This is a genomic window from Streptomyces sp. NPDC051020 (assembly GCF_040683105.1).
In the GTDB taxonomy this organism is placed as follows: Bacteria; Actinomycetota; Actinomycetes; order Streptomycetales; family Streptomycetaceae; genus Streptomyces.
In genome coordinates this window covers 166,857-182,000 of the sequence record NZ_JBFBCG010000004.1, presented here as the reverse complement: position 1 = coordinate 182,000, position 15,144 = coordinate 166,857, and the positions used below count along the sequence as shown (strand labels likewise).

The 15,144-nt window shown below is 69.6% G+C and carries 16 protein-coding genes; 9 read left to right on the top strand and 7 right to left on the bottom strand.

Annotated elements, in window-relative coordinates; genetic code table 11:
• The first annotated feature begins 226 nt into the window (after nt 1-226).
• Both AB0N06_RS04220 and AB0N06_RS04215 read left to right on the top strand, forming a co-directional pair.
• On the top strand, nt 227-988 hold the full coding sequence (locus AB0N06_RS04220) for a calcium-binding protein (RefSeq protein WP_366133206.1): 762 nt from the start codon (nt 227-229) through the stop codon (nt 986-988).
• 314 nt (nt 989-1,302) lie between these two features.
• Nucleotides 1,303-4,809 carry a hypothetical protein gene (locus tag AB0N06_RS04215; RefSeq protein WP_366133205.1) on the top strand — a complete coding sequence of 1,169 codons (3,507 nt, stop codon included), beginning with the start codon at nt 1,303-1,305 and terminating at the stop codon, nt 4,807-4,809.
• Between the two features lie 324 nt (nt 4,810-5,133).
• Here AB0N06_RS04215 and AB0N06_RS04210 read toward each other — a convergent pair whose 3' ends face one another.
• Both AB0N06_RS04210 and AB0N06_RS04205 read right to left on the bottom strand, forming a co-directional pair.
• Nucleotides 5,134-5,547 (bottom strand): DNA-binding protein, encoded by a 414-nt coding sequence (locus AB0N06_RS04210; RefSeq protein ID WP_366133204.1) that lies wholly within the window; start codon nt 5,545-5,547, stop codon nt 5,134-5,136.
• The gene (locus tag AB0N06_RS04205; RefSeq protein ID WP_030973973.1) at nt 5,529-5,813 is read right to left on the bottom strand and encodes a hypothetical protein; all 285 of its coding nucleotides are present in this window, start codon (nt 5,811-5,813) and stop codon (nt 5,529-5,531) included. Before AB0N06_RS04205 ends, AB0N06_RS04210 begins: the two co-directional genes overlap by 19 nt.
• Nucleotides 5,814-5,892: 79 nt before the next feature.
• Here AB0N06_RS04205 and AB0N06_RS04200 point away from each other — a divergent pair, with 79 nt between their 5' ends.
• The 3 genes from AB0N06_RS04200 to AB0N06_RS04190 all read left to right on the top strand — a co-directional run bounded on the left by AB0N06_RS04200 (nt 5,893) and on the right by AB0N06_RS04190 (nt 7,063).
• A complete protein-coding gene (locus tag AB0N06_RS04200; protein ID WP_366133203.1) occupies nt 5,893-6,171 on the top strand; it encodes a hypothetical protein in 279 nt (92 codons plus the stop codon).
• Nucleotides 6,172-6,268: 97 nt separating this feature from the next.
• Nucleotides 6,269-6,520, top strand: coding sequence for a hypothetical protein (locus tag AB0N06_RS04195; RefSeq protein ID WP_366133202.1), 252 nt, complete (start codon nt 6,269-6,271; stop codon nt 6,518-6,520).
• A gap of 105 nt (nt 6,521-6,625) precedes the next feature.
• Nucleotides 6,626-7,063 (top strand): hypothetical protein, encoded by a 438-nt coding sequence (locus tag AB0N06_RS04190; RefSeq protein ID WP_366133201.1) that lies wholly within the window; start codon nt 6,626-6,628, stop codon nt 7,061-7,063.
• 15 nt (nt 7,064-7,078) lie between these two features.
• On the opposite strand, the gene AB0N06_RS04185 is transcribed toward AB0N06_RS04190, so the two are convergent.
• From AB0N06_RS04185 to AB0N06_RS04170, 4 genes are all read right to left on the bottom strand, one after another.
• Nucleotides 7,079-7,651, bottom strand: coding sequence for a DoxX family protein (locus AB0N06_RS04185; RefSeq protein WP_366133200.1), 573 nt, complete (start codon nt 7,649-7,651; stop codon nt 7,079-7,081).
• 280 nt (nt 7,652-7,931) lie between these two features.
• Entirely contained in the window at nt 7,932-8,138 is a 207-nt protein-coding gene (locus AB0N06_RS04180; protein WP_366133199.1) for a hypothetical protein, read from the bottom strand.
• 848 nt (nt 8,139-8,986) lie between these two features.
• Nucleotides 8,987-9,574, bottom strand: coding sequence for a class IV adenylate cyclase (locus AB0N06_RS04175; protein WP_366133198.1), 588 nt, complete (start codon nt 9,572-9,574; stop codon nt 8,987-8,989).
• A 16-nt stretch (nt 9,575-9,590) separates the two neighbouring features.
• On the bottom strand, nt 9,591-9,833 hold the full coding sequence (locus AB0N06_RS04170) for a hypothetical protein (RefSeq protein ID WP_366133215.1): 243 nt from the start codon (nt 9,831-9,833) through the stop codon (nt 9,591-9,593).
• A 671-nt stretch (nt 9,834-10,504) separates the two neighbouring features.
• On the opposite strand from AB0N06_RS04170, the gene AB0N06_RS04165 reads away from it, so the two are divergent.
• The 4 genes from AB0N06_RS04165 (at nt 10,505) to AB0N06_RS04150 (ending at nt 14,410) form a co-directional block, all read left to right on the top strand.
• Nucleotides 10,505-11,092 carry a hypothetical protein gene (locus AB0N06_RS04165; protein WP_359109523.1) on the top strand — a complete coding sequence of 196 codons (588 nt, stop codon included), beginning with the start codon at nt 10,505-10,507 and terminating at the stop codon, nt 11,090-11,092.
• 2 nt (nt 11,093-11,094) lie between these two features.
• Nucleotides 11,095-12,357, top strand: a complete 1,263-nt coding sequence (locus tag AB0N06_RS04160; RefSeq protein WP_366133197.1) for a peptidoglycan-binding domain-containing protein — start codon at nt 11,095-11,097, stop codon at nt 12,355-12,357.
• Nucleotides 12,354-13,064, top strand: coding sequence for an ABC transporter ATP-binding protein (locus AB0N06_RS04155; protein WP_245766674.1), 711 nt, complete (start codon nt 12,354-12,356; stop codon nt 13,062-13,064). The genes AB0N06_RS04160 and AB0N06_RS04155 overlap by 4 nt, the downstream gene beginning before the upstream one ends.
• A 164-nt stretch (nt 13,065-13,228) precedes the next feature.
• Nucleotides 13,229-14,410 (top strand): ABC transporter permease, encoded by a 1,182-nt coding sequence (locus AB0N06_RS04150; protein WP_359109652.1) that lies wholly within the window; start codon nt 13,229-13,231, stop codon nt 14,408-14,410.
• Between the two features lie 210 nt (nt 14,411-14,620).
• On the opposite strand, the gene AB0N06_RS04145 is transcribed toward AB0N06_RS04150, so the two are convergent.
• Complete coding sequence (locus tag AB0N06_RS04145) at nt 14,621-14,986, bottom strand: SH3 domain-containing protein (RefSeq protein ID WP_366133196.1); 366 nt, start codon at nt 14,984-14,986, stop codon at nt 14,621-14,623.
• Between the last annotated feature and the right edge of the window lie 158 nt (nt 14,987-15,144).

Below are 15,144 nucleotides of genomic sequence, written 5' to 3'. Positions count from 1 at the left end.
CGCGACCTCGCACGGTTGTTGGGCATCAGCCGCACCACCGTGATCGGCGCCTACCGGCTCCTGCGCGACGTTCGTGGTCTCAACGAGCGAGCACCCCAGGAACGCACAGGTCAACATGCATCGCCGCCCTGCCCCAATCGGCTTGCGCGCGTGCCTTTACACTCCGCACACCTGTTCATCCCACCGTCATGGATCAAGACGGTGGGCCTGCCCTATGGGGGGATTCATGCGCAAGCTTGCCGTCGGCATTCTGCTGCCGTGTGCGGTGGCGCTCTCGGCTCTGAGCGCTCCGGCCGCCGAGGCCGTGAGCGGGAACGGAGATCTGAAGATCACGAAGGTGTCGATCAACGGTGGCAAGTCCGTCGTGGTCGGCACCACGAAAAAGAAGACCTTCATCTTGGCGATCACCGCCACGGACAGCTCCGGGCTCAACGCGGCCTACTCCGACGTCTGGAGCACAGCCACCGCCACAGGCTTCGGTTACCACGACAACCTGGGCTGCAAGACCGTCAACGCCACCACCGCCACCTGCTCGATGAGCTACGTCATGGACCCGGGCCACTACGGGCTGGAGAACGCGCAGGCGGGGGCCTGGCAGACGTTCCTGCAGATCAGCTCCAAGGACCACGACGACGCGACGCGGAACAACCAGGACCAGTTCTTCGTCAAGCGGTACGCCAAGCTCACGACCGACGCCTCGCCCGAACCGGTGCGCAAAGGCGCGACCCTGACCGTGACGGGCAAGCTCAGCCGGGCCAACTGGGACGACAACGCGTATCACGGGTACTCCAACCAGTCGGTGAAGCTGCAGTTCCGCAAGGCGGGCACCAGCACCTACACCACGGTCAAGAACGTCACCACAAAGAGCACCGGCGCCCTGAGGACCACCGTCACCGCTGCCGCCGACGGCTACTGGCGCTACGCCTTCGCGGGTACGACCACGACGGCCTCCGCCACGGCCACTGGCGACTACGTCGACACCAAGTAATCAGTGACGCCGACACCGGCCGCGGTCAGCGACAGTCGGGATTCGGCGCGTCGAGACGGCAATCCGCGCCCCGCTCAAAGCGCTGATTGCCGTGCGCTCCAACGGGGGCACCAACGGAGCTCCACGTGGTGCCCCCGTTCCCGCCACGGTGCGGGCCGGCAAAAGCCCGCCGTTCACCGGCACCCATGGGGCCGCCGAGTCACCGAAGCCGGTGACCTCCGGTCACGGATTGGTCGGCCTACGCCATGTGTCATACAACCATCTGGGCCTCTTGACGGTCATGCACCCCGATCCTGTGATCTCTTGGGGGTTTCATGTCGTACCGCCCGCGTGCGGAAGGCAGATCCGGAACCGGACGGCCGCACGCCACCGCTCTGATGGCCACGCTGGCCATCCTGCTCTCGCTGCTGGTGCCGGCCGGCGCCGGCACCGCGTGGGCCGCCGGAACCGAGGAATGCGCGCCTCTCCCGCTCGCCTCCATCGGCGGCACCAGCGAAGAGGCCATGGGCAAGGCGACGGTTCCGGCCAATGGGTCCGTCTGCTTCACCGTCGACGTCCAGCAGCCCGGTATGCACCGCGTCCTCACCGGCAACGACCTGCTGTACGCGCACGTCTACGACGGTGCGCAGGAAGTCCAGTGCGAGGACCAGACAGTCTCGTACTACAGCGGCTGGTGCGACCTGCCCCGGACGGGCGCGTACACGATCCGGATTCCCAACTACTGGGACGAGGACCAGACGAGCACCCTCGTCGTCGTACCCCTCGGCGCCGCCACCGCCGACTGCGCCGGGGAAGCGATCCACACGTCCTTCACCTCGCCCGACGTCACCGGTACCGTTCCCGACCCGTTCACGATCCGGTGCCACGGCCTCGAGGCCGGGGCCGGTGAGCGGATCCGCCTCGATCCGCGGACGCAGGACACGGCCGTCGAGAAGTGGATCACCGATGAGAGCGGCGCCCCACTCTGCCCGGACTTCAGCGGGGACGGCGATCCGGGCTGCGTCCTGCCCGGTGACGGCCCCTACCGGGTGCTGGTGCGTGTCGCGAAGTCGCCGCAGGGCTACCCCGCCTCGTACGCACTCGGGGCGCGCAGGCTGTCGGACCCGGTCGGCTGCGCCACCGTGCCCGTCAACGCCTACGGTTCCGCTGCGACCGTCGTGGACCCGGCCGTCGACTGCAAGGTCTTCAGGGCCTCGACGGCCGGCCGCTACGACGTGTACCGCGTGGGGCCGGACGGCTACCGGTCCTCCACCCTCCTGTACGACAGCACCGGGCGCACGGTCTGCCGGGGGAACACCTGCACCGTTCCGGCCGACGGTGACTACACGATCCTGACCGACGAGGCGACGCTCGTCCTCGACCGGAGGTCCACCGCCGGGTGCCGGCCCGCGCGCCTCGGCGTCAACGACGGAGCGTGGGCCTCGGGCGCCGCGGTGGACTGCCTGACACTGCCTCTGCCCCAGGGCGCCCGCATGGCCGCTCTCACGGCGTACACCGGTTTCTCGGCGACCCCGGACGTCACCGTCGTCAACGCCGACGGCGACACCCTGTGCTCCGGCTCCAGCCTCGCGGGTGGTTCCTGCGCCCTCACCGGACCGGCCCCGTACCGCGCCCTCGTGTCCCAGGGCAGCGGCAACGCGGGAAACAAGACGTACCGCGTCGCGTTCCACCGTACGGACCCGGCCGGGAGCGGCTGCCAGGTCTTCCCCGCAGGTGACTTCACCGCCGCGACCGCGTCCGCGCGGCTGCGCACGGGCGCCGGCGCCGACGGGTTCTCGTACTGCCTGGCCATCCCCGCGGACGGGCACAGCGCCGTCGAGAACTTCCAGATGCGGACCGTCGCCGAAACGAACGGCGCCATGTTCTGGGTCCTCGACGCCGCGGGCAAGCAGGCCTGCTCCATGAACGCTTCGGCCGCTTCGGCCCCCGCGACCTGGACCACTTGCCACCTCACCCCCGGGGCCGCGTACACCGCGCTCTTCCGGGGCCGTGACGCCACAGCCGAACACACCCTGGTCCGCCGTGACGTCACCGGGACCGCCAAGGGCTGCACGCCCACTCCGGCGACCACCGTCAACGGCCCCGCGACGCCGGGCGTCCCCGGGGAGCCGGGCACCCTGGTGTGCCACCAGGTCACCACGGCCGACCCGGCCGACGTCCTGCACCTCGATGTGCGCGACGCGCTCGGCACCACCAACATCCTGGCGCACGGACGCGACGGCGCCGTCACCACGTGCACCAACCGGAACAGGAGCTGCGCGGTCACCGGCTCAACCCGGTACCAGGTGCTGCTGACCGTCCCGTCGTCCCTGAAGGCCGCCGACTCGTACCGGCTCGACGCCCTGCGCATCGCCACGGCCGCCGGCCCGTCGCCGGAGTGCGTGAAGGTCCCGAACATCACGTACGGATACGGGCCGTTCACCGGCACGCTGGACGAGCAGCACACGGCGTTCTGCGCCCAGCTACCCACCTCGTACCGCGACGCCTTCACCGTCAAGGTGAGCGACACGAACGGCGCGACCACTACCGCCGTGCCCGCCCTGTACGAGACCGACCTGGACAACACCTGCGCCGCCGCGTCCGGCGGCGAGAGCCGCTGCAGTCTGAACGGGTCGTACACCACCCAGGTCGTCCCGGCCCTCTTCGTCCTCGGCCTGCCCGAGAAGGCGTCCCGGACGTCCTACAAGGCGGAGCTGGTCTGCTCGACGACCTGTGGCACCGAGAATCACAACGTCACCGGCGTCACCCCGACCACGGGCGTCACCGGCACCAAGGTGACCGTCAACGTGTCGGGCTCGGCCCTGCACGCGGGCGACAAGGTCCGGATCAGCTCCGGCGGCACGACGATCGAGTCGACCACCGTCTCGGTGGCGCCCGACCGCCGGACCCTCACGGCCACGCTCGACCTGACGAACGCGGCCACGGGCTCGTGGGCGCTCAGCGTCATCACGACCAACGGATGGCAGTTCTCCAGCGGTCAGTTCACGGTCACCGCGCCCCAGCCGCCGGCCAACACCGCCGCCCCCACCATCGCGGGCACGGTCCGGGTCGGTACCGGTCTGGTCGCCCGGACCGGCACGTGGACGCCGACGCCGACGTCGTACACCTACCAGTGGAGGCTCGACGGCGTCGCCATCGCGGGCGCCACCGCCTCCTCGTACGTCCCGACCGCCGCCCAGCTCGGCAAGAAGCTGTCGGTCGCCGTCACCGCGCACCTCACCGGGGCCCCGTCCCGCACCGCGACCTCGGCGGCCACCACGGTCGCCCTGGGCGTCGCGCCGAAGGCCACGACACCGCCGGCGCTCGGCGCGACCCCCCGGGTCGGCACCCGGGTGTACGCCAAGGCCGGCGTCTGGACGCCGACGCCGACGTCGTACACCTACCAGTGGAGGCTCGACGGCGTCGCCATCGCGGGCGCCACCGCCTCCTCGTACGTCCCGACCGCCGCCCAGCTCGGCAAGAAGCTGTCGGTCACGGTGAAGGCCAACCGCACCGGCCACGCGAGCGGCGCGGCCGGGACGACGGCGATCGCCGTGGCCCGTGGTGTCGCCCCGAAGGCGACCACACTGCCGTCGGTCTCCGGCACGGCGAAGGTGGGCCGCACGCTCACCGCGAACCGCGGGACGTGGACGCCCACGCCGACGTCGTACCGCTACCAGTGGTACGCCAACGGCAAGGCCGTCACGGGCGCGACGAAGTCCACGTTCGTCCTCACCCGGGCGCAGCGCGGTCTGCGGATCACCGTCAAGGTGACCGTCCTCCGCACGGGCCACTCCAGCGGCTACGCGTACAGCAAACCGACGGCCGTGGTCGTCGCCTGACGCACGGGCGATGAGCGCGACCAGGGCCCCGGGCACGGGCAATCGTGCCCGGGGCCTTTCCCGTTCCCGTGTTCATGTAAGTGACGACGGAGCCGTCCGCCGGCTGGAAGAGGTCTTCACGCCGTATAGGGGCTGCGGGGCGTGCGGAGCCGCCGCGAAGCCGGCGGAGCGGCGCACACGCCGACATGCGCGCGGTCCGGGTGTCCGGCCACGCAGCCGTTCACGGCCCTGGTGCTGCCGACTGATCCACCGGCCCCCGCCGCTCTCGGACAAGGACATACGGGCCGACCTTCCGGCCCCCGGCGTTCGGGGCCTGGGCGTCGACTACACGGCGACGAGGCGCACTCTGTCACCGCAGAGCTTCGTCATGTCGTCGATGTCCGAGGTGAGCATGACGACCGGGCGGCGCTGACGCAGTGCCGTCTCGGCCACGGCAGCGTCGATGGCGTATTTGTGACCATGCAGCCCAGCGTTGATCAGCATGGCTGAGGCGGCCTTGGCCTCCTCGTCGCCGATGTGCACGATTCGAACGCCCGACAGGACCCAGGCGAGCCGCGCCTTGTCCGTCCGGCGATGCACCGCTTCGATGATGGTGAGTGCGCTGATGACGACCTCCATGCCCCGCTTGCGGGCTTCGGCGATGAGGGCGACGACGGGCTCGTGATCACTGACGAACTTCGACAGGCCCTCGCAGTCGAGAACGAGGGTGCCTTCGTGGCTCAGCTTGCGGCGGGCCACTGCCCCTCCTCGGCGAACACCTCGTCGAAGACCCGGCGTGCCCGCTCCTGCTCGTGCTCGGAGATCGGCCCCTGACGGCGTTCGTAGTCGGCCAGGTACTCATCCAAGATCTGACCACGCAGCTCGCGCTCCACCGCTTCGGTGATGAACGCGGAGAACTCACGCTTGCCGACCCTTCGGCGAATCGCCTCCGCCGTCCCCTCGGGAAGGGAGAGACTGACCCTGGTGGCCGGTCCTTCGCCGACGCTGTAAGGAATTTCGCTCACGGAAACGACATTATCAAACAAGTAGGAATTTGGCCGCGCAGCATCCGCCGAACGACGCGAGCCACCCGTCCGGCACCTCGTGGTTTCAGTTCTGGTCTCATTCGCCGACACCGACACCGAGGAAATCGTCGCCGTCCACGCGCGCCTGCTGTCCCTCGCCGACGTCCGTCAACTGGCCCACGTCGTCGACGAGGGACAAGCAGTCACCAGCGAATACGTGGCCGCCTCGGGCAGCCGCACCGTACGCACCCTCGGCGAACTCGATCTCGACCCGCCCTACTTGTACGCCTGGTGCCATCTGCGCGGCGGGGAACGCGTCCTCGCCCTCTCCCGCATACACGGCGTCATGCCCGCGTAGCCGAGGCGCCACTACGATCGCCGGTCATGGACTGGCCAGAGCACGCCGCGAAACTTGCGCCGCTGCGCCACCTCCGTGCACGTGATGCTCCGCCGCAGTGCCGCGCGCGAAGAACCTGCCACCCGACGTCGTCGACCTGCTGGCGCACGACGAGGACCGGGTCGAGCCGAACGCCGGCCTTGACGAATGGGCCGACGCGTGGTTCTTGGACTCGCCGTCCGTGGCCCAGTGGCTGATCTCCTGGCTGGACGGGACCGGCTGGTGGGAGGAGGAGGTCATGATGGCCGAGGACGGGCTGCAACCCACGCCCTGGCTCGACACCGCACGCCGCCTCGCAGCGAGCGTCTGAAGAGTCGCACGAGACGTTGACCAGCAAGAAGATCGAGAGAGGGTCCATCGGCCGGTGACAACCACACAACTGCGGCTTTTCGCGGACTACTTCCAGTTGCACGTGATGGACGACGACGCGGAAGACGATCTGGGCGAGGCGTGGACGAAGGAGGCGGTGTCGGACGCCCTCGCCGTATCGGAGCAGACGATCGGCATCGGCACCGAGGTCAACACGCACGTCGCGGTGACGGTCGAGCTGCTCGACCATCCGCCGGGTGACGACAGCGACGCCTTCGACCACGTGGTGGAAGCGAGCATCGAGGTGCCTACCGGCCGCATCGCGGTTCTGGGCTGCACCGACTACCTACCGGACGCTGCGCGCTTCGAAGTCCCCAAGGGCTTCGTGCGGGTCCGTGCGTCGCGGGCGAACCTGGCAAACGTCCGCCAGCCGGGCGAGGAAGGGTACGACGCCCCCGAGGCCATTGAGCAGGTATACCTCCGAATCTGGCCGGCCCCCTACAGCGCCCCCGCCGTGATCAAGCGATGGACAGTTGCCGGCTGACCGCCGGAAGGCGATTCAGAGACTCAGGGCGATGGCGGCGGCGATTCCGCCGAGGCCCAGGGCAAAGGCCCCCTCGGCCCAGCCGCCGGCACCCCAACGGAAGAACCGGTCCAGGGCCAGGCGCCCGGGACCGATGGTGGCGATGGCCAAGGCGACGACAGCGATGCAGACGCTGTACTCCACACCGCCGTTGGTCTCCCACAGGCCGTGGGCACCGGTCACGGATGCCATGGCGTTGATCATCACGCCGATCAGGGCGGCGGCAGCGAGCGGGGTGAGCAGCCCTGCGGCCAGACCGAGGCCGCCGAGGAATTCGGACAGACCGCAGATCGCGGCGAAGATCTTCCCCGGTCGGTAGCCGAGGGTGGCGAATCCCGTGCCAGTCGCCGTCAGGCCCGTGCCACCGAAAATCCCAAACAATTTCTGAGCGCCGTGCCCGGCCATCAGCAGTCCGAATGTCAGCCGGATGAGCAGAAGTCCCCAGTCGGCGGGGGACGACCCCAGCACGGCGGTGGTTCGCTCTGCCGCTTCCGCAGGGGTAGGAGTCGGGTGCCTGTAAACCTTCGCTATGTAACTCTTCGTATCCATGGGATGCTCCGGTGAGCACGTGATCGGTGTGCTTCCCCAGTCCGGACCAGGCGCCGAGCCACTGATCGACGGCGAGCACCCACTCGAGATCGCGGAAGTCCTGCAGGCCGCGGTCTGCCTCTCGCCGGCTCACCGCCCGCAGGCGGTTCCTGGTTCCGATGGGTCCTGGGCCACGCCGTTGGCGCGTGGTTCGACGCAGCATGAGACCGGGCGAGGGGCGAGCACCGCGATTGGAGCGAGCCCGCGATGAGCGCGCCCCCTTGGGTGCCGACGGCGACCACTACAGGCGCACGATGATCACGACGAGTCCGCCGTCGAATCGGTGGCCGAATCGGTGGTCGAAGCGTCCATGGCCGAAGCGGAACCCGCCGTGGTCGAAGCAGCCCCAGTCGTCGCCGAAGCACCGGCTGGTGGTCACATGGGTGTGCACGGCAGGGGCTGCAGCCGCTGCCGTGCCGGCCGCGCCGATCGCAGCGCCGCCGGCCATCAGAATGGCGGCTGACGTCGCAACGAGACGCCTAGCGCCTTTTGCTCGCATGATGAATGCACTCTTCCTTCCGCTGCGTCGGCCCGTGCGGCCGGGCCTACGCGGTCCTGTCGGCACGGAACGGATGACCGCGGCCGCAAGGGAGCGGCACGGTCGTGGGCGTCGCCCCCGCGCGGGCGAGGAGCACGTCTCGCATCCAAGATCCCCGCTGCACGGGAACCAGCCGACCAGGGACCTATCCCAGGTTGCAGCTGTAATTCGGTTACGTAAGCGGCGCCCTTTTGGATTGCCGATTCGGCGGAAAACCGTGTGGCATGGCCTGCCGCAATGCCATCAGAGACTCGGCGTGACAGCGGCACCGATACCGCCGAGTCCGATGGCCCGGCAGACCAGCGCCTGACATGCAGCATCGACATCAACGACTCTGGACAGCGGCGTACCACAACCGCAGGAGCCCTCATCCAGCAGAACCGAACCCCAAAACACGCAGCAGCAGCTTCCCCGCCCGACGTCCGCCAACCGGCTCTGCTTAAGTGGGGATCCCGGGCCGCGTCGAACGAACCGGATCATCGTTGAGAACGATGGATTACCAGACTTGCTCCTGAAGTGCCCGGCTGCAGGGGCCGCAGGCGTACATCGCTGCTTGGGCACCGGCCACGCTCACGGGACCGATCCACAGGACACGCGTCCACTTCTGCACGCAGTAGAGCCGGCAAAGCCCGTCGATCCAGTGGTTGCCGTCGTCGGTACCTGCCGGTGCGGGCAGACCACCACGAGCGAACTCGGCGACCCCGGGTATCACCCGGTGTGGTACGGCCAATTCCATAAGCACAGCTCAGCCCTCAAGGTCAGTGGCCATGGGCGGCCACTGGGGCTGCCTCACTCTTGTCGGCATCCGCGAAGAGGAGGGTGGGTTCGGCCAGGATGTCGCGGCCGGCTTCGCTCTTGTAGATCTCATCCACGCTGCCGAACCGGGCTTCGGAGTAGTCGAGTTCGAGCAGTGCGGCTGCCTGCCGGACCGATGCCTCATCAGGCCCTTCGATCTCGACGAAGGTGGGGAGGTCCGGCCAGGTGTCGAAGTCGAAGGCGACCTCGCCCAGGCTCCACTCCTCGCGGTAGTTCTCCTGATACCGGACCTCGCGCATGCCGAGGCTGCGGAGGATCTCGGCCATGGCGTGCAGGTCCGTGACCTCGGTTTCGATCTCGGTGGTGCCATCGATCGTGGTGGCGTCGGTGACCTGCTTGAGTGTCAGCGTCGATCGGGTGCCCTCGTCGCGCAGCCGCACCCAGGCACCTCCTTCGAGGGCGTCGTTCTCGAAGATCTTGCGGGTGAGAAGGGTGCGCGGGAACGCTTGGGCGGCGCCCAGAGCGGTCAGCTTGGCCTGAAGGCCGGCGACGTCAATGGCGAGGAACTTGGCCTCGTACTCGTGCTTCATGGGCTTTTCCTTTGCACTATGAGGGGGTGCGGGCCGCGAGGAGCAGACCCATCCGGTGGGTGTGGTCCTGGAGCTGGCCGATGTGGGCTCGCTCGGCGAACTCATTCGTTCGCAGGGTCAGCAGAACGTCCCAGTCGCCGATGAAGTGACGCCTGAGCTTCTCGGGGGACGTGTAGTGCTCGATCAGGTGCTGGCGCTGGGTGACAGGCATCATGAACTCCGCGCCGAACAGCCCGTCCTCGTGTACGGACGACTGCATGCGGGTGATGAACTCGGCGAGCGGGCGATGGTGGTTGGCACTGTAATGCCACGAGCAGCTCGTCCAGATGCCGTCGCAAGGCATGTCCAGAGGCTCCCGCCATCCGGAGCCAGCACCGTATCGACCCGCCTGCGAGCGATCGCCCACTCCTGCCATTCCTGCTCAGCCACGGCCAGCTCGGCCTGGATGCGGTCGGCCTCCTCACGCAGCCCGTCAACCCGACGGCGAGCGGCGAGCTCGTGCTGTTCCAGCAGTCCAACAACCGACGGCATCCGCGATCTCCGGGGGAGCGACAACACAACAGGCCACGACTCCCACGGAATCACCACCCTTATGTCTGACCAACGAAAACGTCGTCCTCAAGTCCGGAAACAACAGCTTCTGAGACCTCACCGAGCATTCAACTCGTCGACCTGACAAGCCTCTACGGCCAGGTGTGAGCAAGCCGGCATGGCAGTCGGTACCGGAGCGAGCGGTACCGACGGTCGCGGGTATGACCGGCGCCTGGTCTCAGTTCTGGTCCCGAACGCGGCGGCGCCCGGGGATCCGGAAGAGCTGCAGTGCGCATGATCGGCTGACAGGTTCTTCAAAGGTTCTTCATCATCTCCGGCTTACGGTCGGCCTGCCCGCCGTGTCTGCGGCCGGGCCCGACAGGAGGAGCGGGGAAAGCGATGAGGACGAACTGGGTACTGCTGGCCTCGGCGGCGTCGGTCATGGTCTTCGCGCTGACCGGCTGCGGGAGCGACGACGGCGGTTCGAAGCTCCCGACGGCCGGTGGTGGCGGCTCGGCCGCATCGGCTGGTAAGACGGGCGGTCAGGGTGGCGGGAACGATGTGGCGGCGTACGTCGAGAGCCAGCGCAAGTGGGTCGCGTGCATGCGGACGAACGGGGTCGACCTCCCCGACCCGGACTCCAAGGGACAGGTCGACATGTCCGGCCAGGGCCTGGCCCTGAAGAAGGACCCGAAGTTCATGAACGCGAGCAAGAAGTGTGCCAAGTTCAACGCTACGGTTCCCCAGGACCTGGAGCCCAGCGAGCCCAAACTCACTCCCGCGCAGATGAAGAAGCAGCGGGACTATGCCGCCTGCATGCAGAAGAACGGCGCCCCCGATTTCCCGGACCCGGATCCGAACGGGAGCCGCGACGACAACTCCGGTGAACCCGGATGGGATCAGAGCTCGGCCGGCGCCCGGCGAGCCACCCGCGTCTGCGCCCCGATCATCGGTGAACCGACCAACCCGCCGGCCGGCAAGGGCTGATCATGGCCGAGACGGTGACGCACATCGATGACGCGCACGCGACGGCCCCCCTGCCGCCTCCGCCGCGCCGCCGGCACCGCCGGCGTACGGCGCTGATCGCCTCGGCCGTGGTCGGCGTGGCGGCGGTCGCCGTGGTCGGCGCACTGGGGCTCGGCGGCGGCCAGGACAAGGGCCCGAGCGCGCCGCCCCGCTCTGGTTCCGTCGTCCCGGTGACCCGGACCACACTGGCCGAACGGACCGCGGTGGATGGCAAGTTGAGCTATGGAACGGAGGTCCCGCTGCCGGTCAAGGCGACGGGTACCGTGACCTGGCTGCCCGAGCAGGGCGCGACGGTCGAGCGCGGCGGCACGCTGCTGCGCGTCGACGACCGGCCGGTCGTGCTCATGTACGGGACGCTGCCGATGTACCGGGACCTCGGCCTGACCGCCCAGGACAGTGACCAGGGCTCGGACGCCCAGCAGCAGAAGAACGCGGACGGCACGTCCCCGAGCCCCTCCGGGTCACCGGCGCCGGGGGGCGCCGGAACCGGCGGGGACACCGGCTCGACTCAGGCCCCGCGTGAGCTCAGAGGCATGGACGTCATGCAGTTCGAGTCCAACCTGGCGGCTCTGGGCTACACCGGCTTCACCGTGGACGAGAGGTTCACCGCCGCCACCGCCCAAGCGGTCAAGCGCTGGCAGAAGTCGCTCGGGCTGCCCCAGTCCGGGACTGTCGGCGTCGGGGACGTCATCTCTTCCTCCGGCAAGGTGCGGATCGGCCATGCGGGGGCACGCCTGGGCTCCGCGGCCGGCGAGAACACCCTGGCCTACACCGGTACGTCGCGGAAGGTCGTCGTGAGCGCCTCGGCCGCGGACGCCGCCTGGGCGGTGCGCGGCACGAACGTCCGGGTCAAGCTGCCCAATGGCAAGTCCGTGCAGGCCAAGGTGGCGTCGGTGGGGAAGCAGGCGAGCACGCCTGAGGGGGGTGGCAGCGAGGGCGGATCGGGAGAGGCCGACGCGACGATCCCCGTGACCATCACCGTCCAGGACCAGAAGGCCCTGGGGCGGCTGGAGAGCGGCCCTGTGACGGTCGAGTACGTGGGACGCGAGGCCAAGGACGTACTGAGCGTTCCGGTCTCCGCGCTGGTCGCCCTCGCCGAGGGCGGGTACGGCCTGGAAACCGAGGACGGCCGGTTCCTCGCCGTGAAGACGGGGCTGTTCGCGGACGGCAACGTGGAAGTGAGCGGCACAGCGATCCGCGAGGGCATGAAGGTGAGGATCGCGTGAGCGGTGTGTCCCCGGCGGTTCTGGAGTTCGACGCGGTCTGCAAGACGTATCCGGGCGGCGTTGCCGCGGTCCGCGACGTGAGTCTGCGGATCGGACGCGGGGAACTCGTCGCCGTCGTCGGCCCGTCGGGCTCAGGAAAGTCCAGCATGCTGAACCTGATGGGCAGCCTCGACCGCCCCTCCTCGGGGCGGGTGCTGGTCGACGGCCACGACGTGGCGAAGCTGTCCGACCGGGAGGTGTCCGCGCTGCGGGCCACGCGGATCGGTTTCGTCTTCCAGCAGTTCCACCTGGCGGTCGGCGTGCCCGTGCTGGACGCGGTGGCAGACGGGCTGCTCTACGCGGGCGTCCCGATGCGCCGCCGCCGGGCCAGGGCGGCCGCCGCGCTGGCCCGGGTCGGGCTCAGCCACCGTGTCCACCACCTGCCGCAGCAGCTTTCCGGAGGCGAGCGGCAGCGGGTCGCGGTCGCTCGCGCGGTGGTCGGCGAACCGTCCGTCCTGCTGGCGGACGAGCCGACCGGCAACCTCGACTCCGCGTCGGGTGCCGCCGTACTGACCCTGCTACGCGAGTTGCACGCGGCCGGCACCACGGTCGTGATCATCACCCACGACCGCGAGATCGCGGCCGAACTCCCCCGCCGTATCGAGATGCGCGACGGACGCCTGGTCGCCGACACGGCCCGCAGCACGACGATCGGGGCACCCCGGTGAAGGACCGTACGACGAACTCCTCCTGGCAGACCCCGGACTCCCGTCCCACAGCGGCTGGCTCCCTGGACGCCCGGGGTCCGGCCCCGGAGACCCCGCCGTTCCGTTCCCCGGGCCCCGAGTCCTCGGACGCCGGGGCTCCGGTCCCGGAGCGGTCACGGTCACGGCTGCGCGCCGCACGCCTCGGGCCCGCCGACGTCGTACGCCTCGGCGGCACCGGACTGCGGACCCGGCCCCTGCGGGTCTTTCTCTCCGCGCTCGGCATCGCCATCGGCGTCGCCGCCATGATCGCGGTGGTCGGCATCTCCGGCTCCGGGCAGGCCGAGGTGAACCGCCGCCTCGACGCGCTCGGCACCAACCTCCTGCGGGTCGCACCGGGCCAGAGCCTGGCCGGCGAGAAAGCCAGACTCCCCTACGAGGCCGTGCCGATGATCCGCCGGATCCCGCCCGCGCAGCAGGTCGCCGCCACCGGCGCGACCGGCGCGCACATCTACCGCAACGACCACATCGCCATCGGCCGCACCGGCTCCCTCGACGTCCTCGCGGCCGACCGGGACCTGCTCCCGGCCGTCGGCGGCAAGGTCCGCGAGGGCCGCTGGCTGGACGCGGCGACGGAGAAGTACCCGGCTGTCGTGCTCGGTGCCACGGCCGCCCAGCGGCTCGACGTGTACACCTCCGGAACCCGGGTCCTGATCGGCGGCCGCTGGTTCTCGCTGATCGGCGTCCTCGATCCCGTACCGCTCGCGCCGGAACTCGACAGCGCGGCACTGGTCGGCTGGTCGGCGGCCCGGACATACCTCCGCTTCGACGGCCACCCCTCCATGGTCTACGTCCGCACCGAGGACAGTGAGGTCGCGGCGGTACGGGCGGTGCTGCCGACCACGGCATACCCCGAGAAGCCGAGCGAGGTCCGGGTCTCGCGGCCCTCCGACGCCCTCGCGGCCCGCGAAGCCACCGAGTCGGCGCTCACCGGCCTGCTGCTGGGCCTCGGCGCAGTGGCTCTGCTGGTCGGCGGGGTCGGTGTGGGCAACACGATGGTCATCTCGGTCCTGGAGCGCCGGCCGGAGATCGGTCTGCGCCGGGCCCTGGGGGCGACCCGGGGTCAGATCCGCACGCAGTTCGTGACGGAGTCGCTGCTGCTGTCCCTCATCGGTGGGCTCGGCGGTACGGTGCTCGGAACCCTGATCACGGCGGGGTACGCCGTCGGCCGCGGCTGGCCGACGGTCGTCCCGGCCTGGGCGAGCGCGGCCGGCATCGGATCGACCCTGCTCATCGGCATGGCCGCCGGACTGTATCCGGCGGTGCGGGCCAGCAAGCTGTCGCCGACGGAGGCGCTGTCCAGCTCCTGAGCCGTACGGCCACGGGAACGCCGGCCACAGGCCCGGCCGCGGCGGGTGGGGAGAGAGGTGAGCGGGATGGGCGGGGCCACCACCGCGGGTGTGGGCGGAACGGCGGCGGGCCCGTGTCCGTTCCGGTGCCGCACGAGGCAGGGGCGGCCTCGCACGAGACCGCCCCTGGTGTGCTGTTGCTCCGGCTCGGCCGGCAGTTCCCCGGTGCTGCTAGAAGCCGCAGTAGACGTAGCTGCCGCCGTTGCTCAGCAGGTCGTCACGGACCCAGCCGTATACATCGGCGCCAGTGCCGTTCTCGTCGCGCAGGTACGTCCAGGTGTGGCCGTCGCTGCCCACGGTGTAGCAGTGGTAGTCGAGCCTGTCGTTGCTGTCGGCGAGGCCATTGATCCCGCAGCCGGTGCTGGAGCCGCTGCGCTCGTTGGCACCGTTGGCGTAGACGCCCCAGGCCGAACCGTCCTTGTCGCTGACCGTGGTACCGCAGGACGCGTGCGCGGAGGCCGAGGTGGCGGTGACCATCGGGACGGCCAGGGCAGCCACGGCGACGGCAGGGATGATCGCTGCGAGTCGACGCTTCAAGTTGTACCCCCATGTGTCGTTTCGTTAGTAGTGCGACCCCAGTACCGGGAGGCACCGGAGCGAACGGTGCTGCCACCGCATCCATCGGGATGCGAGAGGTGTAGGTACCCTCACAGGCCGACAGTGCGGAAGTAAGCATTCCGCAGCCAACTGGCCAC